This window comes from Microbispora oryzae, assembly GCF_017896165.1.
GTDB classification, from domain to species: domain Bacteria; phylum Actinomycetota; class Actinomycetes; order Streptosporangiales; family Streptosporangiaceae; genus Microbispora; species Microbispora oryzae.
The window spans coordinates 57076-79522 of record NZ_JAFCNB010000010.1; the positions used below are offsets into that span (position 1 = coordinate 57076).

Genomic DNA, 22447 nt, shown 5'->3' on the forward strand with positions numbered 1-22447 from the left:
ATCGCCCTTGACCTGCCGGTGTTTCCGGCAAGACCGTCCGGAATCCCGATAACAGGTTTCATCAACCTGACTCACAAATAGCTTGATCGACCAGTTAAGTCAAATTTCGTGACAATGTGGGATTGCAGCCATACGACCGTGGTCGTACCGTCCCGGTATGGATCTGGAGATCCGCCATCTCAGAGTTGTGAGCGCCGTCGCGGAGACGGGCAGCGTCACCAAGGCCGCGGCGAGGCTCGGTCTCGCCCAGCCGTCGCTCACCGCACAGTTGAAGCGCATCGAGCGCTCCCTCGGCGGTCCCCTGTTCGAACGCGACCGCAACGGAGCCCGCCCCACTCCCCTTGGCGAGATGGTGCTGGCGCGGGCGCGGGTGCTGCTTCCCGCCGTACGGGAGTTGCAGGAGGACGCCGTCCGCTTCGCCAACACGCCCGCGGAGATGCCCGGCTACCGGCTGGGGGCCACTCACGGACCCATCCTCGGCGGCCTGGTGGAGCGTCTCACGGCCGCGCAGCCGGGCGCCCCCGTCATCACCCGGACGTCCTGGTCGGCCCGGGAGCTCACCGCCCAGGTGTCCGCCGGCCGGCTCGACTTCGTGCTGCTCGGGACCTGCGGCGAGAGCCCGCCTCCGGCGGCGGACGCGATGAGCTGGGGCGTCGTCGGCACCGACCCCGTCTTCGTGCTGCTCGCGGAGGACCACCCGCTGGCGGGCGAGAGCGAGCTCGAGCTGTCGCGGCTGGCCGACCAGCGCTGGATGGCCGCGCCCGGCGACGGCTGCTTCGCCGACTGCTTCGCCGCCGCGTGCGCGCGGGCCGGCTTCGTCCCGATGTCCATCTACGAGACCGACGTGCCCACCTGCCTCCACCTCGTCGGCGCGGGCAAGGCCGTCGCGCTGTGCCAGGCCACCTTCCAGCTCACCTCGGGTCTCGTCATGATGCCGATCACGGGCGCGCCGCTCCGCTGGCGGCATCTGCTCGGATGGCGTTCCGGCTCCTTCTCGGCGGGCGTCGCGCCCGTGGTGGCGGAGCACGCGCGCGCCGCCCACGCGGAGGCGGTGGGACGGAGCGCGCGTTACAAAAAGTGGCTAGTCGCAAATCCTATATTCGGTACGTTCAATATTCCGGTGACAGAGGTGAGTTGATCGATCGGTTCGCGAGCCCTCCTCGGTACGTTCAGCGCTCCCCGTACCGAGGAGAAGCAGATGCCGCACATACTCATCGCCGCCCTATACACCCTCTTCGCCGCCCTGACCTCGCTGACCGTCGCCCCCGTCGCGGCAGCCGCGGCCACCGAGCCCGGCCCCGCCCGTGGCACCACTCCGCCTCTGTCCGTGCCCCCGCAGGCGGTGCTGGACGGGCTGCGGCGCGACCTCGGGCTCACCGCTCCGCAGGCGGAGGAGCGGCTGGCCAACGAGTCGCGGGCGAGCGCCGTCGAGGAGCGGCTGCGCGGCCGCCTGGGCGACGCCTTCGCCGGGGCCTGGGTCCTCGGGCCCACCTCGGCCACCCTGGTCGTGGCCACCACCGACGCCGCGCGGATCCCCGACATCGAGGCCGAGAACGCCGTCCCCAAGATGGTGTCCCATTCGCTGGCGCAGCTCACCGCCGCGAAGGCCGCGCTCGACCTGGCCGCCGCCACCGCCCCCGTCTCGACGCCCATCTGGTACGTGGACACGCGGGCCAACAACGTCACCGTGCTGTCGTCCCGGCCCGCCGAGGCGGCCGCGTTCGTGGCCGGCGCCGGCGCCGACCCCACGGTGGTGCGCGTGATGCCGTCGGACGAACGGCCCCGGCCGCTCTACGACCTGCGGGGCGGCGACCCCTACTACGTCAACGACTCCGTCCGGTGCTCGATCGGCTTCTCCGTCGTACGCGGGGGCACGAGCGGATTCGTCAGCGCCGGCCACTGCGGCCGGGCCGGCTACCCGACCACCGCCTTCAACAACCAGGTCGGCCAGGGCGTCTTCCAGGGGTCGTCCTTCCCCGGAAACGATTACTCCTGGGTCGCGACGAACTCCTCCTGGGCGGCCCGGCCCTGGGTGAACAACGGCAACGGCGGCAGCGTGGCCGTCACCGGATCCGCTCCCGCTGTCGAAGGGGCCTCGGTGTGCCGCTCCGGCTCCACCTCGGGCTGGCACTGCGGCACGGTCGAGCAGCGCAACACCAGCGTCACGTACGGCGAGGGCACCGTCACCGGGCTGACCCGCACCAGCGTGTGCGCCGAGCCGGGCGACTCGGGCGGCCCGTTCATCTCCGGCGGACAGGCCCAGGGCGTCACCTCGGGCGGCTCCGGCAACTGCGCCTCCGGCGGGATCACCTACTTCCAGCCCGTCGACGAGATCCTCTCGGCCTACGGGCTCACGCTCGTCACCTCCGGCATCACCTCAAGCCCCGCGCCCGGCCCGGTCCCCACTCCTGCCCTCAGCCCGGTCGCGTCGGCCGCGCGGCGAGCCGTCCTTCCATAGGCCCGTGGTAGGGGCGAACTGATAGATCCACACGCGGGGGCCGCCACGTTACGGTGACGGCACCCCACCGACAAGGAGAGCCCTCCATGCTTCACAGACGCACGGTTATCGCCGGATGCGCTCTGACCATGGCCGCCCTCGCCCTGGTCGCCACCCCCGCCATGGCGCAGACCGCCGCCTCCTCCTCGTCCTCCTCCCCCGTCAAGCCGCCGCCCGCGATGATCGAGGCCATGCAGCGCGACCTCGGCATCAGCGCCGCCCAGGCCGAGGCCCGCATCGCGAACGAGTCCCGCGCGAGCGCGACCGAGGCCAAGGTCCAGGCGTCGCTCGGCGGCAGCTTCGCCGGCACCTGGGTGACCGGCCCCACGTCGGCCACGCAGATCGTCGCGACGACCGACGCCGGCCAGGCGGGCGCCATCCTCGCCTCCGGCGCCCAGCCCCAGATCGTCGGCCGCTCGCTGGCCACGCTGACCACCGCCAAGGACGCCCTGGACCGGGCCGCGGCGAACGCTCCGGCCGGCGTCTCCGCCTGGTACGTCGACGTGCGGAGCAACAGCGTCGTCGTCCAGGCCGCCCAGCCTGCGGACGCCGAGGCGTTCGTCGCCGCCAGCGGCGCCGACACGAGCGCCGTACAGGTCGTCCAGTCCGCCGAACAGCCGCAGACCTTCTACGACGTCCGCGGCGGCGACGCGTACTACATCGCGAACCGGGCCCGCTGCTCGGTCGGCTTCTCGGTGCGGCGGGGCAGCACGAACGGCTTCGTCAGCGCCGGCCACTGCGCCACCGTCGGGAGCAGCCTCACCGGCTACAACCAGGTGGCCATGGGGTCGTTCCAGGGCTACTCCTTCCCCGGCAACGACTACTCCTGGGCCGCGGTGAACAGCAACTGGACCCCGCGCCCGTGGGTCAGGGGCAGCAGCGGCAACGTGACAGTGAGTGGTTCCACCGTCGCCGTCGTCGGCGCCTCGATCTGCCGCTCCGGCTCCACCACGGGCTGGCACTGCGGCACGGTCCAGCAGCGCAACACCAGCGTCCGCTACCAGGAGGGCACCGTCTCCGAGTTGACCCGCACCAACGTGTGCGCCGAGCCGGGCGACTCGGGCGGCCCGTTCATCTCCGGCAGCCAGGCCCAGGGCGTCACCTCGGGCGGCTCCGGCAACTGCACCTACGGCGGCACGACCTACTTCCAGCCGGTCAACGAGATCCTGTCGGTCTACGGCCTCACGCTCGTGACCGGCTGACCCGCCGGAGCGCTCACGGCGCCGCCGTTCCTCGGGGGGACGGCGGCGCCGTCGCGCGGAGATCAGCCGGTCACTCGCCGGGTCATCTGCCGGGCTCCGGGTCGCGCGGCAGCCCGAGCATGCGCTCGCCGATGATGTTGAGCTGCACCTCGGTGGTCCCGCCGTAGATCGTCATGGCTCTGGTCGCCAGGATCGCGCGGTTCCAGTAGCCCGCGTCGCCGAGTCTCCAGTCGGCCGCGGTGACGGCGGCCGGGCCCAGCAGGCGCACCGCCGCCTCCGACACGCGCTGGGCGTGCGAGGTCGAGAGCAGCTTCCGCACCGAGGCGTCGGCGCCCGGCTCGGCGCCGGCGAGCTGCCTGAGCGTCACCCGAAGCGACAGCGCGGCGATCGCGTGGCTCTCGCACACCACCTCGGCGATCTCCTGCCGTTCCGCGGGCGTGAGGTCGCGGCCGAGCCGCCCGGCCAGCCCCAGCAGGTCGGGGACGGAGGCTCCGGTGCCGCCCGAGCCCGACGACAGCGACACGCGCTCGTTCGACAGCGTGTTGCGGGCGACCCGCCAGCCGTCACCGGGCTCGCCCACCACCAGGTCGTCCGGCACGAAGACGTCGTCGAAGAAGACCTCGTTGAAGAGGTTCTCCCCGGTCATCTCGGTGAGCGGCCGCACGGTGACCCCGGGCGCCCGCATGTCCACGACGAAATAGGTGATGCCGTCGTGCTTGGGCTTGGTCGCGTCGGAGCGGGCGACGCAGATGCCCCACTGCGCCACGTGCGCGACCGAGGTCCAGATCTTCTGGCCGTTGAGCCGCCAGCCGCCCTCGACCTTGTCGGCCCTCATCCGCAGCGAGGCGAGGTCGGACCCGGCCTCCGGCTCCGAAAAGAGCTGGCACCACACGATCTCGCCGCTTAGCGTGCCCGGCAGGAAACGCTCCTGCTGATCCGGCGTGCCGTACGAGACGATGGACGGCACCACCCACGCACCGATGATCATCTGCGGTGGTTTGACGGCGGCGGCCCGCGTCTCCTGGTGGATCAGCACCTGCTCCAGCGGCGACGCCGCGCGGCCCCAGGGGCGCGGCAGGTGCGGCATGACGAAGCCGGCCCGCGCGAGGGCGCGGTCGCGCTCCTTGCCCTCCAGCGCGGCGATCTCCGCGAGCTCGGCGCGGATCCGCTCACGCAGCGGCTCCGCCTCGGCCGGCAGGTCGACCCGCATCTCCCTGGTGACACCCGCGAGCACGAGCCCGGCGACGGTCTCCGCCCATCCGGACGACGGGCCGAGCAGCGCACGCAGGGTCAGCGCCCGCCGGTAGTAGAGGTGGGCGTCGTGCTCGAAGGTGTACCCGACGCCGCCGAAGACCTGGATGGCGTCCCCGGCGCACCGCACAGCGGCGTCCGGCGCCGTCACGCCCGCGACGGCCGCCGCGAACGCGCGTTCCTCGCCCTCCGCGCGGGCGGCGTCCCAGACCGTGGCCCGCGCCTGCTCCAGGGCGACCAGCATCCGGGAGAGCTTGTGCTTGACGCCCTGGAACTGCCCGATCGGGCGGCCGAACTGCACCCTGACCCTGGCGTAATCGGCGGCGGCGGCCACGCACCACGCCGCCACCCCCGTGGCGTCCGCGCCCAGGACGACGGCGGCCAGGTCGAGCACCCGCGCACGGGTCAGGCCGGTCAGGACCCGCTCCTCCGGTACGGCCGCGCCGTCGACCTCCACTCTGGCGACCCCACGGGTGAGGTCGAGCGGGCGGATGGGGGTGACGGCCGTCTGGGGGGCGTCGAGGGCCACCCACTCCTCCCCGCGATCGGTGGTCACGGGCAGGACGAGCACCTCGGCGAGCGTCGCGCCGAGGACCGGTTCGACCGTCCCGTGCACGGTCAGCACACCTGACTCGCGGACACCGGACAGCGCGCCCGTGAGAGCGCCGGTGAGAGCGACGGCGCCGACCGCCGATCCGTCCGCGAGCCGCGGGAGCAGGTCCGCCTGGGCCTTCGCGGCGCCCGAGGCGAGGATCGCCGCGCTCGCCAGCACCGTCGGCACGTACGGACCGGGCGCGACCCGCTCGGCCAGGGCCTCGATCGCCACGGCCGCCTCAAGCAGCCCGTATCCCGAGCCGCCGAACTCCTCCGGCACATGCAGCCCGAGCAGGCCCTGGCCCGCCAGGGCGGCCCAGAATCCGGGACGCTCCTCGGCCTCGGAGGAGGCCGCCGCGCCGACGGCGCGCCGGACCAGATCGCCGGGCACGGCGCGTTCGGCCCAGCCGGTCACCGACTCCCTCAGCGCCTCGTGCTCCTCGCTCAGCCCGATCGCCATCCGGTCCTCCCGCGCCAGCGTCCGTTACAGAACCAAATTCTAGAGGAAAGTTCGACGGCGGGAACTGGGCAAACCACTGCAATATCACCCACCTGCGACGAGCGCCGCCCATCACCTCCATGACCTGGGAGTTCTCCCGGGCGCGGCGCCCCATGAGGGCGAGCGCGCACGGGTAGAGAGGGGACTATGGAGCTTTCGGGGAAGATCGTTCGGCTGGCGGCGACCGGCCTGGTCGCACTGTCGGTCGCGGGATGCCACGCCGGAGGCCCGGCCGGACCCGCGCCCAGGAGCGACGTACGGGCGACGACACCGGGTCCGGCGACCACGGTGGCGCCGGCCCAGCTGGAGACCGACTTCGAGCGGGTCATCAAGAAGGTGCTGCCGGCGATCGTCCAGATCACCACGACCCAGGCCCTGGGTTCCGGCATCGTCTACGACACCGGCGGTCACATCCTCACCAACGCCCACGTCGTGGGCACCTCGCGCGAGTTCCAGGTGACCCTGGCCACGGGGGGCCGCCCCAGGAAGGCCCACCTGGTCAACACCTTCCCCGCCGGCGACCTCGCCGTGATCCGGGTCGACGACGCCCGGGGCCTCACCCCCGCCGTCTTCGGCCGGTCGGCCGACCTGCAGGTGGGGCAGCTCGTGCTCGCGATGGGCAACCCGCTCGGCTTCTCCGGCAGCGTCACCGAGGGCATCGTGTCGGCCCTCGGCCGTACCGTCTCGGGCGAGAGCCACGGCGGCTCGGCCCCGGCGATCATCACGAACGCCATCCAGACCTCCGCGCCGATCAATCCCGGCAACAGCGGCGGCGCCCTCGTCGACCTGTCCGGCAACGTCATCGGGATCCCCACCCTCGCCGCGGTCGACCCCGACCTCGGCGCGGCCCCCGGCATCGGCTTCGCGATTCCCAGCGACACCGCCACCGACGTGGCCCGGCAGATCATCCGGTTCGGCCGGGTGGTCAACAGCCACCGGGCGGCGCTCGGCGTACGGGTGGGGACGGCGGTCGACTCCTCGGGCAACCCGATCGGCGTCGTGGTGGGGGCCGTCACCCCGGAGGGCGGCGCGGCGAAGGCGGGCATCCGGCCGGGCGACGTGATCGTCAAGGTCAACGGCACGCCCACGCCGTCGTCCAACGCCCTGTCGCAGCTGCTCGCGACGCTCAAGCCGGGCGACCGGGTGCAGATCGATCTACAGCACCCGGACGGCCGCCGCAGCACCGCCATAGTGACGCTCTCCGAGCTGCCGCCGACGGGATAGCGGGATCGCTCAGAACTCGTCGGCCCCGGCTATCTGCACGATGGGGAAGACGTGGCGGGACGCCGCGCACACCGTCTCCAGCACGTGGATCGGCGTGTCGTCGGCGGCGTAGCTCGCCCGCAGGATCCGCACGACCCACTCCCCCGGGCCGAGTTCCAGCGTCGCGGCCTCGGCCCCGGCGGGCGGCCGGGCGACCAGGTGCTCCTCCGCCCGTCCGAACCGGTGACCGAGCGCCTCGATCCCCGCCTGCAGGCTGGGCGTCACGAACCCGGGCTCGCTCAGCGGCGTGCCGCCGAACAGGTCGAGCCGCAGATAGCTGGTGGCCACCCGTACGGGGACGTCGCCGGCGAGCAGCAGCTTGCGCCGCGCCAGCACGTCCGCGCCCGGTTCGACCCGGAGCGCGGCGGCGACGTCGGGCGCGGCGGCCTCGGCGCCCACGTAGAGCATGCGGCGGCCCGCGCGGACCCCCTGCCGGGCGGCCTCGGTCAGGAACAGCGACTCCGACGCCCGTACGGCCGGCTCCGTGGGCAGCGACCGCCGCACGATCACCCGCCCGCCATCCTCGCTCACGAGTTGCCCACGAGAAACGATCTCCCCTTCCCCGGTCGTCACTACAGCGACTGTAGGCCCAGCGGCCGGCGGGCACGTAGAAGGGCCCGGGCCCCCACACCGGGAGCCCGGGCGCGTCCGATCAGAAGACACCGACCCCGGATACCAACGAGCGGTACCGCAAACCGGTACCATGTCCGCATGGAACTACGACTGCGTCTCCCGGACGAGCTGCATGGTCGACTCAGAGTCACCGCCGACGAGGACGGTGCCAGCCTGAACAGCGAGATCGTGACCGCGATCGAGGAGTATCTGGCCCGCCGCCAGACCAAAACCGTCCGCGCCATCGCCCGCAGGGTCGCCGAGCGGGACGCCGAGCTCCTCGACCGGCTCTCCAGGTGACCGTTTACCTCACCAAGGCCGACCTCCTGGCCATCGCCGAGGAGATCCTCCCCACAGTCGGCCTCCGAGATGGAGGCCAGTTCCACGCCGCTGTACTCCGCCCGCAGACCACCGTCTACGGCGAGGACGCCTACCCTGACCTGTGGACCAAGGCCGCCGCCCTCATGCAGAGCGTGATCATCGGCCATCCCCTGGTCGACGGCAACAAACGCCTCGGCTGGGCCAGCGCCGTCGTCTTCCTGGAACTCAACGGCGAAACCCTCACCGGCACCGACACCGACGCCGCCGAAGCCCTGGTCATCGCCGTCACCACCGGCGAACTCGACGACGTACACGAGATCGCCAAGCGACTCCGCGACCTGGACGAACCTCAGGACAGGTGACAACGCGACTTCGGGCGCCCGACAGAGTTGTGAAGCGGGGAGATGGGCACCCGGCCATGACCACCCTGCCGGGCAGGCACGCCCACAGCGCGAGGAGGCGAGGAACCCTTGTCCGTGGGGATCCGTGGGATTCCTCCTGACAAACACAGAGGACCGGTCGGCTGCCGTGGTCGTTGACCGGCCCTCGGAATTGCAGGTGGCGGTGCCTAATCGAACACTTCACAGCAGCTCGGCCAGCCTCGGTGGGTGACGAGCGCGAGATGGTTCGCGGGCCGGGTCGCCTATTTCCCATTTGACCTCGCGCGCTCCTGCGTACGATTTCCCCATGCTTGCAGCGCTCGTCGTGGTTTTCGCAGTGATGGTAGGCATCCTCGCAGCGTTAGTGTGCGGCTCCGTATTCTTCGCGGCGCGATCAGCCCCTCGCGACCGATACGGCCGCAGGCGCGGGCATCCCCTGGTCTTTTGGGCAGCCCTGTCGACGATCGGCATCGTGGTAATGGCACTCACCGCGTGGTCCACGCATGAAGACCAGCACTATGACGACTTCGGGTCAATGATGACCGCCCTGGCCGGCGTGATGGGCGGAGCGCTACTGATTCTCGGGTTAGGACCCTTCACCCCATGGCTGGTGGGAGTGCTCGGGCGAAACGCCTTACGGCTGCCGCCGGCATTTCGGCCGGCAGCCCGCCACATGGCCGACAAGCCCGCCCGAACTTCTACTGGCGTGGCGACAACGATGAGCGCGACCGCCGTCGCGATCGCGGTGACGATCATTTCGGTCGCCATAACCGCGCGGGACAGGGCGGACTATCAACCCGAGGCCCGGCCAGGTGCACTCGTCGTGGAAGGGTTCTCCCCTGACCATGCGGCATCCACCAAAACCATCCCGGCGATCACCGTCAGGCCCGCCGATTCCCATATAGGGGCTGTATTCATCCCCGCGAAGGTCGTGCGAGATCTCGGCTTTCATCTGGAGCCGGAGCAGTTGATCATTGACCCTTCCCTTCATCGAACCTCGGTGATGGAGCAGGAGCGGCTCGACCGCCGACTGGGCGAGACCGCATTCACCCACCTTGAGCGGGGATATCAGGCTCCGACCGGTTGGCTGTACTTCGTGGCGGTGATGGTCCTCATCGGCCTCGCCGGCGCACTGGTCACGATCCGCTCCGCCGGCTCGATGCGCATCCTGCTACGGGTCAGCGGCGGCTCGGAGTTCCCGTGCTCGCCGCAGGGATCGCGGCCCTCATCTCCCCAACCTGGCTTACCCGGTCGGACCTCACGTCGAGATCCACGCTTCAGAAAGCGAGAACGGCCCGTGGCCGGTGCCCTGAAGGGACAGCGACCACGGGCCGTTCCGAGTGAGTGGAGGTGGCGGGAATCGAACCCGCGTCCTTCAACACCAAGAAAGGGCTTCTCCGGGTGCAGCCTGTAGCGATTTTCTCGGCCCCGGCAATCTCACAGGCGAGTCGCCGACGGGCCCAGTCACTGTTTGGTTTCCCGATCGTCCCCGTGACCGGGTCGAACGGTTGAGCCTCCTAGCGATGCCAGCTCCGGGCCGGAGGCACTCCCGGGCTGACAGAGGTTATTCGCTGATCTTAGGCAGCGAGAGCCAGGGAACCCTGGCTCACCTCAGTGCGCGTGTTATTGGCACTTATTGGTGTGCGGTCACAGTGTTGACGGGGTTATGTCCGCAGTCCCCGACCCGCTTCCCCTGACTTGCAATGCCGAAGTCGAAACCGGTCACCCCCTGGTCGGACGTCACCCGGCTTCACTTGCCGGGCACCACCAGTTTACCTCTGACAACAGCGGCGCCGCGACCGAGATTCCCGCCGGTGTACGGCCCCGGGGCGTGCGAGCCGCCGAAGCCCCCGGGGACACGGCACTCGGCACGCGTCCCCGGGGGCCCGACCGGCAGGGTCGAGCCGGTCCGGACGGCAGGGCTCCCCCCGAGATGGAGCCCTGGTCTCATCACGGCGACTGGGCCCGCAACCCCCCAAGCGGGTCCCAGTCACTAAGGAAGACGCCGGAAGACGCCCCGATGGTTGCTCGGCCGCGGAACGAATCCGCGGAGGGAAATCGCGCAGGAATCTCAGGTCGGCGGCCGGCCCTCGCGGAAGAAGGCGCCGGCCATGGCGGCGGCGGCTCCCTGATCGGGGTTCTCGGTCACCACCGCCAGCGCCACGTCCCCCTGCCAGCCGACGAACCACGAGAGCGCCTTGCGCTGTTTGCGCTCCGTCTGCACGGCCTGCCCGGCGACGCCGTACACGGCGTCGCCTCCGGGGACCTCGGCCGCGCGGGCGGCGCCGGACACGACGCCCGCCCGCATGAGCGCGCGCAGCTTGGCGTTCACGGCGGTGTCGATCGTGACAGGCTGCGGCTCGGTCGCCGGCGCGGAGCCGGCGGCGGGCGTGGGCTGCGCCGGCGAGGTGACGAGCACGGGCGGACGCCACGTGCCGCTGTCGACGGCGCCCGCCACGAGGGCCATGTCGAGGGGGCTGACCCGGACGGTCTGCCCCGCGATGACCCGCGCCACCGCGGCGTCGCCCTTCGCGGACGGGACCGACCCGCTGAACGACTTCAGCGGCAGCCGCCAGCCGCTGCCGATGCCGAACTGCGCGGCGCTGCCGGTCAGCCGTTCGCCGTTCACCCGCCGGGCCAGGGACGCCAGCGCGGTGACGCACCCCTGGGCGAAGTCGGTCTGGAAGGTCGGGGTGACGAGGCCGGCGATCCCGGACTGCTGGAAGCGCGCGCCGCCCACGGTGCGGTCGGCGCTGCACGGCACCCGCTGGGCCGGGTTGAGCCCGGCCGACACGAGGCCGTGCGCCGCGACGATCGAGAACGCCGTGCCGGGGACGAACTTTCCGGCGAGGGCGTCCTTCTCCTGGTTGAGCCCGCTGGTGGAGACCGCGAGCACCTGGCCGGTGGACGCCTGCACGGCGACGAGCGCGGTGGGCCGGGCCCCCGCCACCGCGTGGTCGCCCGCCGTCTGCAGGCCGCTGTCGATGGTGGTCCTGACGTCGGTGTTCTGCCGGCCCGGCCAGGACTTCAGCTCCTTGACCTGGCGCCAGCTCTTGTCGTCGAGGATGACGATGCGGGTCTCGGTGGAGCCGGTCAGCTGGTCCTGGTACGCCCGCTGGAGCCCGTCCCTGCCGATGGTGTCGCCCGCCCGCTGCGGGCCGCCGAGCTGCTGCTCCGCCTCGGCGGTGATGGCGGTGACGCGGCCGACGACCTGCACCGGCGACTTGGGCGCGACCGGCGGGTTGTCGGTGACGATCTGCAGCCCGGAGATGGCCGCGAGCTTGTCCTGGATCTGGGCGTACTTGCTGCGCCCGAAGGTCGCGAGGGCGACGAAGTCCTGCGGCGGTGAGGACAGGATGCGGCCGAGCAGCCGGTCCTGGGCGAAGCCGGTGACCCGCGACAGCTCCTCGCAGAGCTTGCCGGGGTCCTTCACCTTGGCGGGCCGCACTCCGGCCACGTAGAGGATCGTCTCCTCCTGCAGCGGGTTGCCGCTCCGGTCGAGGATCGGCTTCCTGGCGACGGGAACGGTCGCGACGGCCAGGCGCTGCCCCGGGCGCAGGTCGGGGTGGATCACGCTCGGCGACCACCGGACCTTCCACTCGCCGCCGACGAGGTGCAGCGGCAGCACGCCGTCGTACCGCCAGAGCGGGTTGTTCTCCCCCAGGTCGACCTCGGCGTGGTAGCCGGCCTGCCCGGTGTCGCCCGAGTGGCTGATCCCCTTGATGGAGAAGCGGATCGAGGCCGCGTCCAGCTGGAGCCGCACGTCTTCCAGCGTCTTGCGCACGATGGCGGGGTCGCCGTCGGACCGGGCGGCCGCCGCGGCGTAGTCCTCCGTCTGCCAGCCGAGCAGGAAGTCGCGCACGGCGTCGTTCGGCGACGGCTCCTCGAAGCATCCCGCCAGCAGGGGCGCGGTCAGCCCGAGCGCGAGCGCGGCCCGGACGACTCTCGCATGGACGGCCACGGCCTAGCGGCCCCCCCGGCGGCGCAGCGAGTCGGACATGGCCCTGGACATCTCGCGGTTGGCCTGCTTCTCCATCAGCGTCTGCCGCTTGTCGTAGTCCTTCTTGCCGCGCGCGACGCCGATCTCGATCTTCGCCCTGCCGTCCTTGAAGTACATCGCCAGCGGGATGAGCGTGAGGCCGCGCTCCTTGAGAGTGGCCTCCAGCTTGCCGATCTCCTTGCGGTGCAGCAGCAGCTTGCGGGTGCGGCGGGCCGCGTGGTTGGTCCAGGTGCCCTGGCTGTACTCCGGGATGTACACGTTGATCAGCCAGGCCTCGCCGTCCTGCACCGAGGCGTATCCCTCGCTCAGGTTGGCCTTGCCCGCCCGCAGCGACTTCACCTCGGTGCCGGTCAGCACGAGCCCGGCCTCATAGGTGTCGTCGATGAAGTAGTCGTGCCTGGCACGCTTGTTCTGGGCGATCAGTTTCCGCCCGGTCTCACGTGGCATAGAGGGAGCCTACCGCCGGTCGGGTGGGCGAAAACGATTCGTGGAGCGCCCCGGGACCAGCCGCGGCGCCGGGCGGGACGGGATCAGTGATCACACGCGCAGGTAGCGGCGGAGCGTGATGAACGAGGCGAGCACACAGATCAGCACACCGATGACCATGGTGAGAGTGATCACACCGGCGACCGTGTCCCAGCCGATGGGGTTCTGCATGTACATCTGGATGCCCTCGAAGACCAGGATCTTGGTGATGATCAGCAGGACGCCGGCGAACACGCCGCCGATCAGGCCCGCGATCAGACCCTCCATCACGAACGGGAGCTGGATGTAGATGTTGGACGCGCCGACCAGCCGCATGATGCCGGTCTCCCGGCGGCGGTTGTAGGCCGACAGGCGAACGGTGTTGCCGATCAGCAGGGTGGCCGCGAAGACCATCAGGATCGCCACGCCGAGGGCCATGTTCCGCAGCTTGCCCATGAACCCGAACACCGAGTCGAGCAGGACACGCTGGTTGATGATGCGCGACACGGCCGGCTGCCCGCTGAGGCTGTCCGCGACGGCGGCCGCCTTGTCCGGGTCCTTGAGCTTCACGCGGAAGGACTCCGGCATGTCCTCGACCCTGGTCACCGACAGCAGCAGCTTGTTGCTGTCGCTCTCCTGGAAGTTCTTGTACGCCTGGGCCTGGTCCTCGAACTCGACCCGCTCGACGTCCGGCATCGCCTGGATCGTCTGCTTCAGCGAGGTCTTCTCCGCCTCGGTCACGGCGCCCCGGTTCTTACACGCGGGGAAGGGCGACTTGTCGGTACACAGGTAGACCGACAGCTCGACCTTGTCGGTCCAGTAGCTGGTCAGCCTGGAGACCTGGGAGTTGATCATCAATCCGACACCCAGCAGCGCCATGCCGACGGCGACGGTCACGATGACCGCGATGGTCATCGTGAGGTTGCGGCGAAGGCCGATCCAGACCTCGGAAAAGATGAAATTGGCCCGCATGGTCCCAGTTACTCCTAATACGCCTGGCCGTAGACGCCGCGCGACTGGTCGCGGACGATCTTGCCGTCCTCGAGCTCCACGACGCGCTTCCGCATGGAGTCCACGATGGCGGCGTCGTGCGTCGCCATGAGGACGGTCGTGCCGGTCCTGTTGATGCGGTCGAGCACCTTCATGATGCCGATGCTCGTCGCGGGGTCGATGTTGCCGGTGGGCTCGTCCGCGAGGAGGATCATCGGGCGGTTGACGAACGCGCGGGCCATCGCGACCCGCTGCTGCTCGCCACCGGACAGCTCCTCGGGCATCCGGTGGGCCTTGCCTTCGAGCCCAACGAGCTCGATGACCTCGGGCACCACCTTGCGGATGAACCGGCGGGGCTTGCCGATCACCTCGAGCGCGAAGGCGACGTTCTCGTAGACGTTCTTGTTGGGCAGCAGCCGGAAGTCCTGGAAGACGCAGCCGATACGGCGGCGCAGGTGGGGCACCTTGAAGTTGGACAACCGGGCCAGGTCCTTGCCGGCCACGTGGATCGACCCGGAGTTGGGCCGCTCCTCCTTCAGGACCAGCCGGAGGAAGGTGGACTTCCCCGAGCCTGACGGACCGACCAGGAACACGAACTCGCCCTTGTCGACGTCCACGCTCACGTGGTCGAGGGCGGGCCGGTTTTGGTTCGCGTAGACCTTGGTGACATTATCGAAATGGATCACGGGCGCATCACGGCAAGCCAGTCTAGGGGGTTGGACAGCCGGTCCGGGGGTCGCCGGTCACATTGAGAATGATCGGCGTTCCGTTTGGCCAGAGGCCAGTCTAGGGGTAACACTGGCATGGAACGTCCATAACGGAAACAAAACGATTCGGCCTGAGGTAGTGGGGCGGTAAAGCTGCTATGAGCTGCGAACATCTTATCTGCGCGGCGTGCGCGGGCCCCGTGGTGGAGGGCCGGTGCCCCGTCTGCCGGGAGGGCCGCGCCAAGGTGCACCACCACGGCTTCGGGGGGCTGTCGCCCGTCGTCATCGGCCTTCTCGTGGTGCTGGTGATCGCCCTGGCGGCGCTCTCCCATCTGAGCGGTCAAGGATAGGCGGTCACTGACCGGCCCGCCCGCGGCGGCGGGCCGGTGACGCGGCCCGCCCGCCGCTACTGGCTCTCCTGGCGGCGCATCCAGCGGATCTCCCCCTCGATGAACTCGTCGAGGTCGCCGTCGAGCACGGCGGTGGGGTTGCCCGCCTCCACGCCCGAGCGCAGATCCTTCACGATCTGGTACGGGTGGAGCACGTAGTTGCGGATCTGGGTGCCCCACGAGGTGGTGGTCTCGCCGCGCAGCTCGTTCATCGCGGCCAGTTCCTCCTGCCGCTTGCGCTCCAGCAGCTTGGCCTGCAGGACGGCCATCGCGGTGGCCCGGTTCTGCAGCTGGGAGCGCTCGTTCTGGCAGGAGACGACGATGCCGGTCGGCAGGTGGGTGATCCGGACGGCCGAGTCGGTGGTGTTGACGCCCTGGCCGCCGGGGCCGGACGACCGGTAGACGTCGATCCGCAGGTCGTCCTCGTTGATGTCGATGTGGTCGGTCTGCTCGACGACCGGCACGACGTCCACGCCGGCGAACGAGGTCTGCCGGCGGCCCTGGTTGTCGAAGGGGCTGATCCGGACCAGCCGGTGGGTCCCGTGCTCGCCCCGCAGGGTGCCGTACGCGTAGGGGGCCTTGACGGCGAAGGTGGCGGACTTGATGCCGGCCTCCTCGGCGTAGGAGGTCTCGTAGACCTCCGCCGGGTAGCCCTTGCGCTCGGACCACCTGAGGTACATCCGCAGCAGCATCTGGGCCCAGTCGGCCGCGTCCACGCCGCCGGCCTGGGAGTTGATCGTCACCAGGGCCTCGCGGGCGTCGTACTCGCCCGACAGCAGCGTGCGCACCTCCAGCGCGCCGACCTCGGACTTCAGCGCGCCGAGCTCGCGCTCCGCCTCGTGCAGCGCGTCCTCGTCGCCTTCCTCGGCGGCCAGCTCGAACAGGACCGGCAGGTCGTCCAGGCGCCGCGCCAGGCCGTCGACGCGGTTCACCTCGCCCTGCGCATGGGACAGCCGGCTGGTGACCCGCTGCGCCTGCTCGGGGTCGTTCCAGAGGTCGGGCGCGGCAGCCTGCTCCTCGAGCTCGGTGATCTGCTTGCGCAGCGACTCGACGTCGAGGACGTCCTGGATGCTCTTGAGCGTGCCGGAAAGCTCGTTGATCTCTTCGGCGGGATCGATGGCTGCCACGTCTGTAAAGCGTACGCGAACACGGGACCCTGTCAGGTCTCGCACCTCCGTTAGCATGTGGTCAGTTGCACGGGGAGGCTGGCGTGATCGGGGTCGTTCGGAGTGCGCTGGCCCTCGTCCTCCTCGGGTCCGCCGTCGCCTGCTCCGGCGGGAGCGCGGCCGAGCGGCGCGCGGCGTCGACGAGCCCGGCGACGAGCGCCCCCTCTCCGCGGGCGAGCGCGAGCGCGGGGCCCAGCCCGAGCCCCGGCCCGGACGACCAGGCGGTGACCCCCGACGAGGCCCGCGAGGTGCTGGACGGGTTCCTGGCGACCGACAACGTGGTGCGGGCGGGCGGGGCCGACAAGTGGGTCCTCGGCCTGACCCGAGACGGCCAGCGGTCGATGACCATCGCGGAGATCCATTCGGAGAAGTCCAAACCGCCGGTCTACACCTGGGCGAAGCGGACGGTCCTGGTCCCCCGGCAGAGCGCCAGGAGGACCGTCCAGTGGTTCGCCGCCACCGCCGAGCGGCGCGGTGGCAAGGGCGGCCCGCGGACCGTGGTCCTCACTTTCATCAGGATCGGCCGCGACGGCGCCTGGCAGAACAGCTTCGCGTCGCCGCTGTACAAGGGACAGCGGCCGCCGGGCGTGCGGCTCGACGCCGACGGCTACGCGACCGCCCTGGACGCCCGTGACACCTCGGTGGCCATCAGCCCGAACCTGATGGGCCCGCTGCACGCCACCGTGGCCGAGGAGGGCCCCCAGGGCTACGCCTCCGGGCTCATCGCCCCCGGACCGCAGACGACCGGCTTCTTCACCGAGATCAACAAGCTGAAGGCCAAGGCCAAGACCTCCGACTGCATGACGTACGAGTCGATCTTCGCGTCCGCCCCCAACTACCCGATCTTCGCGCTGCGGACGGCCGACGGCGGCGCGATGATGCTCTACACGCTGCTGCGCACCTCCTCCTGGTCGCTCCTCTCCTCAGGCGCCAGCCTGGGCCTGAAGTGCGGCGAGGGCCGCCCGGTGCCGATCCCGGCGGCGGCGGGGTGGCTGCTGGGCAAGGGCGACGTCCTCATCAGGGAACGGCGGCAGATCACCGAGACCCAGCAGTACGTGGGCGCGGTCCCGCCGAAGGCGTCCACCGCGCCCGCCCACATCATCGGCTACGAGAGCGTGGTCACCGGCGCGTCCAACCGGTGACCGCGTTCTCCCGGTGACTCAGCCCGCGGAGTGGGGCAGGTTGCTGGTCGCCACGAGCGTCCGGACCGCCCGCAGGGCCACCGACAGCGTCGCCAGGTCGAAGGTGTCGCTCTCCCAGATCTCCGACAGCGTCTGCCGCGCCCGGGTCACCGCCGCCTGGTTGGCCTCGGTCCAGCTCGCCAGCCGCTCCTCGGGAGACAGGCCCGGCTTGCTGTGGATCAGCACGTCGCGGGTCAGCGTGGCGTGCGCCGCGTAGAGATCGTCGCGGAGCGCGGCCCGGGCGATCGAGTTCCACCGGTTGTCCCTGGGCAGGGCGATCACCCGTTCCCGCAGCCGGGCCAGCTGCAGGCGGTCGGCCAGGTCGAAGTAGACCTCCGCCACCTCGACGACCGGCCTGCCGGTGATCGTCGCGATCTCCACGAGGTCGAACGTCGAGTACGCGGGCACCATCGAGGCGACCCGCTCGGCCAGGTCGCCCGGCACCCCGCGGGCGATGAAGGAGTCCCTGCGCTCCTCGTACGCCGCCAGGTCGGGGCCGGTCAGCAGCTTCGGGAGCTGGGTTTCCAGGCCCTCCGATCCCTCGATGAAGAATTGGGCCGTGGACGCGAGGTCGAGCGGCGGCCTGCGGTTGCCGAGCAGCCAGCGGGTGCCCCGCTCCGACAGCTTCCTGCCCTCCAGCAGCATGGCGATCTGGGTGTCGGTGTCGACCTCGTTGTCGAGCGCCTCGACCTGGCGGACGAATGACGGCAGGTCGAAGACCTCCCGGGCCACCAGGTAGGCCCGCACGATGTCGGCCGTGGACGCGCCCGTCTCCTCGCCGAACCGGAACACGAAGCTGGTGCCGCCGAAGTTGACCACGTCGTTGACCACGCGGGTCGCGATGATCTCGCGCCGCAGCGGGTGCGCGTCCATGTACGGCCGGAGCCGCTCGCGCAGGGCCGACGGGAAGTACGACACCAGCCACGAGGCGAGGTACGGATCGTTGGGGATGTCCGACCTGAGCAGCTCGGCGTCCACGACGAGCTTGGTGTACGCCAGCAGGACGGCGAACTCCGGCCCGGTGAGGCCGAGCCCGGCCTGACGGCGCTCGGCGAGCATCTTGTCCGACGGCAGGAACTCCAGCTCGCGGTTGACCAGTCCGGCGCGTTCGAGCCGCCGCAGATACCGCGAGTGGATGTGCAGCATCTCGGGCGCTTGGGCGCGGGCCCCGGCGAGGACGACGTTCTGCGCGTAGTTGTCCTCCAGCACCAGCCGGCCCACCTCGTCGGTCATCTCGAGGAAGAGCTGGTTGCGCTGCTTGTCGGTCATCTCGCCGTCGCGGACGACCTGGTCGAGCAGGATCTTGATGTTGACCTCGTGGTCGGAGGTGTCCACCCCGGCCGAGTTGTCGATGAAGTCGGTGTTGATCAGGCCGCCGTTCAGGGCGTACTCGATCCGGGCGCGCTGGGTGAAGCCGAGGTTGCCGCCCTCGCCGACCACCTTGCAGCGCAGCTCCGACGCGTCGATCCGCAGGCCGTCGTTGGCCTTGTCGCCGGCGTCCGGGTGGGTCTCGGCGGAGGCCTTGACGTACGTCCCGATGCCGCCGTTCCACAGGAGATCGACGGGGGCCCGCAGGATCGCGCTGATCAGGTCGTTCGGCGCGAGCGCGGTGACCGCCTGGGGGAGGCCGAGCGCGGCCCGCGTCTGCGGGGAGATCGGGATCGACTTGGCCGTCCGCGGCCAGACCCCGCCGCCCCGGGAGATCAGCGACCTGTCGTAGTCGGCCCACGAGCTGCGCGGCAGCGCGAAAAGCCGCCGCCGCTCGGCGATGCCCACGGCGGCGTCGGGCTCCGGGTCGACGAACACGTGCCGGTGGTCGAACGCCGCGACGAGCCTGATGTGCTCCGACAGCAGCATGCCGTTGCCGAAGACGTCGCCCGACATGTCGCCGATGCCGGCCACGGTGAAGTCCGTGGTCTGCACGTCGACGCCGAGGGTGCGGAAGTGGTACTTGACCGACTCCCAGGCGCCGCGGGCCGTGATGCCCATGGCCTTGTGGTCGTACCCGACCGAGCCGCCGGAGGCGAAGGCGTCGCCGAGCCAGAAGCCGTAGTCCTTGGCGACGCCGTTGGCGATGTCGGAGAACGTCGCGGTGCCCTTGTCGGCCGCGACGACGAGGTAGGTGTCGTCGCCGTCGTGCCGCACGACGGCGGGCGGCGGGACGACCTGGCCCGCGACCAGGTTGTCGGTGAGGTCGAGCAGCCCGGAGATGAACTCGCGGTAACAGGCCACACCTTCGGCCATCAGCTCGTCGCGTCCTCCCACCGGCGGACGCTTCACGACGAACCCACCCTTCGACCCGGTCGGCACGATGACGGTGTTTTTCACCATCTGCGCCTTGACCAGGCCGAGGATCTCCGTGCGGAAGTCCTCCATGCGGTCCGACCAGCGCAGGCCGCCGCGGGCGACCTTGCCGAAGCGCAGGTGGACGCCCTCGACCCGGGGCGAGTAGACGAAGATCTCGTACTGCGGCCGGGGCAGCGGCAGCACGCTGATCGCCTGCGGGTCGAACTTCAGCGAGATGTACGGCTTACGCCGGCCCGCCACGAACTGACTGCCCCGGCTGCCGGCGTCGCGGCCGTCGCCGTGGGCCTGCTGGAACACGTTTGTGCGCAGCGTCGCCTGGATCATCTCCAGGTAGGCCCGCAGGATGCGGTCCTCGTCGAGCGAGGCCACCTCGTCCAGGGAGGCGAGGATCTCCTCGGTCAGCGCGTCGCAGACCTCCGCCCTGGCGTCCTCGGGACGCCGCGGGTCGAGCCTGGCCTCGAAGAGCCGCACCAGCAGCCGGGCCAGCCGGACGTTGCCCAGCAGCACGTTCTCGATGTAGGGCTGGCTGAACGTGGTGCCCGCCTGCCGCAGATACTTGGCGTACGCCCGGAGGATCTCCGCCTGCTCCCAGGACAGCCCGCCGGCCAGCACCAGCGCGTTGAAGCCGTCGTTCTCCACCTCGCCGCGCCACAGCACGGCGAACGCGTCCTGGAAGAGCCGCTTGAACTCCTCCCGGTCGACGTCCGGCGACGGCGTGTACCGCAGGCCGAAGTCGTAGATCCAGGCGTCCCGGGTGGCCGGATCGTGATCGCGGTCGATCGCGTACGGCCGCTCGTCGACCACCTCCACGCCCATCCGCTGGAGCAGCGGGAGCACGTGCGACAACGAGATCGGGGCGCCCAGCCGGTAGAGCTTGAACCGCCGCTCCCCCTCGGCCGCGCCGTACGGCTCGTAGAGGTTCATGGCGACCTCGTTCGGGCCCTCGCCGAGCTGTTCGAGCCGGAGCAGGTCGGTCACGGCGGCGCGCGGCGGGAAGTCGGCCTTGTAGCCCTCGGGGAAGGCGGTGCCGTAGCGGCGGATCAGGCGCGGCGCGTCCTGCTCGGTGCACAGCTCGTGGACCGCGGCCGCGAGGTCGTCCTCCCAGGAGCGGGTGGTGGCCGCCAGCCGCCCCTCCAGCTCGGAGACGTCGACGGGGATCTCGGCGAGCGGCTTGCCGCGCTCACCCCTGATGACCACGTGGAGCCGGGCGAGCGCGGACTCACCGATCATGGTGCTGTAGTCGAGAGCCGTGCCGCCGAGCGCCCTGAGCAGGATCTGCTGCATCTGCAGCCGGACCTTCGTGGTGTAACGGTCACGCGGCAGGAAGATCAGGCAGGAGATGTAGCGGCCGTAGTCGTCGCGCCGGAGGAAGAGCCGCACCTGCTTGCGCTCGCGCAGGCGCAGCACGCCCAGGGCGATCGGCAGCAGCTCGTCGACGGAGATCTGGAACAGCTCGGCCCGGGGATAGGTCTCCAGGATCTCGATGAGGTCCTTGCCGTCGTGGCTGTCGGGGGACAGGCCCGCCCGGTCGAGCACCTCGGCGAGTTTGCGCCGCAGCACCGGGATCCGGGAGATCGACTCGTTGTACGCCACATGGGTGAACAGGCCGAGGAACCGGCGCTCGCCGACGACCTCCCCTTCGGGGGAGAAGAGCTTCACCCCGACGTAATCGAGGTAGTTGGGGCGGTAGACGGTCGCCCTGCTGTTGGCCTTGGTGACGATCAGCGCCTGCTTCTCGCGCGCCTTCGCCCGCATCTCGGGCGGGAGAGCGGCGAAGCTGTCCGACCCGGCCTTGTCGGCGCGCAGGATGCCCAGGCCGGTGCCGGGGACGGCCCGCAGGTTCTCACCCTCGTCGGTGTGCTCCAGGCGGTACTCCCGGAGGCCGAGGAACGTGAAATGGCCGTCGGCGAGCCAGCGCAGCAGCTCGACGCTGTCCTCAACACCGGCCGGGTCGAGCGGCGGCGGGCCGGCCGACAGCTCCTCGGCCGTCCGGATGGCCAGGGCCCGCATCTTCGCGAAGTCCTCGACCGCACTGCGGACGTCGAGGAGCACCCGCTGCAGGTCGCCCTCCAGCTCCTTGAGCACGGCCGGATCGGACTGCCGGTCGATCTCGATGTGCATCCACGACTCGCGCAGCGACTGGCCGGTGACGTCCTGCCGGTCCGGGCCGAGGAGGGCGCCGGTCATGTCCCTGCGGACCTGCATCTGGGGGTGGACGATCAGGTGGGTGCCCAGATCGTGCCGGTCGAGCTCGGTGGTCACGGAGTCGAGGAGGAACGGCATGTCGTCGGTGACGATCTGCACGACGGAGTGGCCGGGGTCCCAGCCGTACTCGTCCAGAGTGGGGGTGAAGGCGCGGACGAGGGCCCGCCCCTGGGGGCGGTACTCGGCCAGGTGACCGTGGGCCAGCGCCGGCCCGAACACGTCCACGGGATCGCGATCCACCAGGTCATCGGCGGGCACCTGGCGGTAGTACTGCCGCAGGAAGGTCAGCGGATCCTCGCCCCCGGGGAGCTGGGTGCCCGGGGCGTGCGCGCATCTGCCCGCCGCCGTACGGAGAAGCTCGTCCAGCGCTTCATCCGATTCGTGTTTATTTAGAGCCGTATCCAGCGGCATGTCCTCA

The 22447-nt window shown here is 70.6% G+C and carries 16 protein-coding genes and 1 other RNA gene; 8 read left to right on the top strand and 9 right to left on the bottom strand.

Annotation, left to right across the window (positions count from 1 at the left end; all coding sequences use genetic code 11):
• The first annotated feature begins 157 nt into the window (after positions 1-157).
• The 3 genes from JOL79_RS19175 (at position 158) to JOL79_RS19185 (ending at position 3699) form a co-directional block, all read left to right on the top strand.
• Positions 158-1138, top strand: a complete 981-nt coding sequence (locus JOL79_RS19175) for a LysR family transcriptional regulator (protein WP_210157220.1) — start codon at positions 158-160, stop codon at positions 1136-1138.
• Positions 1139-1198: 60 nt separating this feature from the next.
• Positions 1199-2458 carry a S1 family peptidase gene (locus JOL79_RS19180; RefSeq protein WP_210157221.1) on the top strand — a complete coding sequence of 420 codons (1260 nt, stop codon included), beginning with the start codon at positions 1199-1201 and terminating at the stop codon, positions 2456-2458.
• An 86-nt stretch (positions 2459-2544) separates the two neighbouring features.
• Positions 2545-3699 carry a S1 family peptidase gene (locus JOL79_RS19185; RefSeq protein WP_210157222.1) on the top strand — a complete coding sequence of 385 codons (1155 nt, stop codon included), beginning with the start codon at positions 2545-2547 and terminating at the stop codon, positions 3697-3699.
• A gap of 82 nt (positions 3700-3781) precedes the next feature.
• Here the strand turns inward: JOL79_RS19185 and JOL79_RS19190 are convergent, their stop codons facing one another.
• Entirely contained in the window at positions 3782-6004 is a 2223-nt protein-coding gene (locus JOL79_RS19190; RefSeq protein WP_210157223.1) for an acyl-CoA dehydrogenase family protein, read from the bottom strand.
• 186 nt (positions 6005-6190) lie between these two features.
• Here JOL79_RS19190 and JOL79_RS19195 point away from each other — a divergent pair, with 186 nt between their 5' ends.
• Positions 6191-7267, top strand: coding sequence for a S1C family serine protease (locus tag JOL79_RS19195; protein ID WP_210157224.1), 1077 nt, complete (start codon positions 6191-6193; stop codon positions 7265-7267).
• A gap of 9 nt (positions 7268-7276) precedes the next feature.
• Here the strand turns inward: JOL79_RS19195 and JOL79_RS35085 are convergent, their stop codons facing one another.
• Positions 7277-7879, bottom strand: a complete 603-nt coding sequence (locus JOL79_RS35085; RefSeq protein WP_307848612.1) for a UTRA domain-containing protein — start codon at positions 7877-7879, stop codon at positions 7277-7279.
• Between the two features lie 138 nt (positions 7880-8017).
• Between JOL79_RS35085 and JOL79_RS19205 the strand changes: the two genes are divergently transcribed.
• Positions 8018-8218, top strand: a complete 201-nt coding sequence (locus JOL79_RS19205) for an Arc family DNA-binding protein (RefSeq protein WP_210157226.1) — start codon at positions 8018-8020, stop codon at positions 8216-8218.
• Positions 8215-8601: a type II toxin-antitoxin system death-on-curing family toxin gene (locus JOL79_RS19210; RefSeq protein ID WP_210157227.1), complete on the top strand. Its 387-nt coding sequence runs from the start codon at positions 8215-8217 to the stop codon at positions 8599-8601. The genes JOL79_RS19205 and JOL79_RS19210 overlap by 4 nt, the downstream gene beginning before the upstream one ends.
• A gap of 1360 nt (positions 8602-9961) precedes the next feature.
• On the opposite strand, the gene ssrA is transcribed toward JOL79_RS19210, so the two are convergent.
• From ssrA to ftsE, 5 genes are all read right to left on the bottom strand, one after another.
• Positions 9962-10349, bottom strand: a transfer-messenger RNA (tmRNA) gene (ssrA, locus tag JOL79_RS19215).
• A gap of 341 nt (positions 10350-10690) precedes the next feature.
• The gene (locus JOL79_RS19220; RefSeq protein ID WP_210157228.1) at positions 10691-12580 is read right to left on the bottom strand and encodes a penicillin-binding transpeptidase domain-containing protein; all 1890 of its coding nucleotides are present in this window, start codon (positions 12578-12580) and stop codon (positions 10691-10693) included.
• Positions 12581-12583: 3 nt separating this feature from the next.
• On the bottom strand, positions 12584-13066 hold the full coding sequence (gene smpB / locus JOL79_RS19225) for an SsrA-binding protein SmpB (RefSeq protein ID WP_210157229.1): 483 nt from the start codon (positions 13064-13066) through the stop codon (positions 12584-12586).
• A gap of 90 nt (positions 13067-13156) precedes the next feature.
• Complete coding sequence (gene ftsX / locus JOL79_RS19230) at positions 13157-14056, bottom strand: permease-like cell division protein FtsX (protein ID WP_210157230.1); 900 nt, start codon at positions 14054-14056, stop codon at positions 13157-13159.
• Positions 14057-14070: 14 nt separating this feature from the next.
• Positions 14071-14760: a cell division ATP-binding protein FtsE gene (ftsE, locus tag JOL79_RS19235; protein ID WP_210157231.1), complete on the bottom strand. Its 690-nt coding sequence runs from the start codon at positions 14758-14760 to the stop codon at positions 14071-14073.
• A gap of 179 nt (positions 14761-14939) precedes the next feature.
• On the opposite strand from ftsE, the gene JOL79_RS19240 reads away from it, so the two are divergent.
• Positions 14940-15131, top strand: a complete 192-nt coding sequence (locus JOL79_RS19240) for a hypothetical protein (RefSeq protein WP_210157232.1) — start codon at positions 14940-14942, stop codon at positions 15129-15131.
• A gap of 56 nt (positions 15132-15187) precedes the next feature.
• On the opposite strand, the gene prfB is transcribed toward JOL79_RS19240, so the two are convergent.
• A complete protein-coding gene (prfB, locus tag JOL79_RS19245) occupies positions 15188-16297 on the bottom strand; it encodes a peptide chain release factor 2 (protein WP_210157233.1) in 1110 nt (369 codons plus the stop codon).
• 83 nt (positions 16298-16380) lie between these two features.
• Between prfB and JOL79_RS19250 the strand changes: the two genes are divergently transcribed.
• Positions 16381-17478 (top strand): DUF8094 domain-containing protein, encoded by a 1098-nt coding sequence (locus JOL79_RS19250; RefSeq protein WP_210157234.1) that lies wholly within the window; start codon positions 16381-16383, stop codon positions 17476-17478.
• A gap of 18 nt (positions 17479-17496) precedes the next feature.
• Here JOL79_RS19250 and JOL79_RS19255 read toward each other — a convergent pair whose 3' ends face one another.
• On the bottom strand, positions 17497-22440 hold the full coding sequence (locus tag JOL79_RS19255; RefSeq protein ID WP_210157235.1) for an NAD-glutamate dehydrogenase: 4944 nt from the start codon (positions 22438-22440) through the stop codon (positions 17497-17499).
• Positions 22441-22447 lie beyond the last annotated feature (7 nt).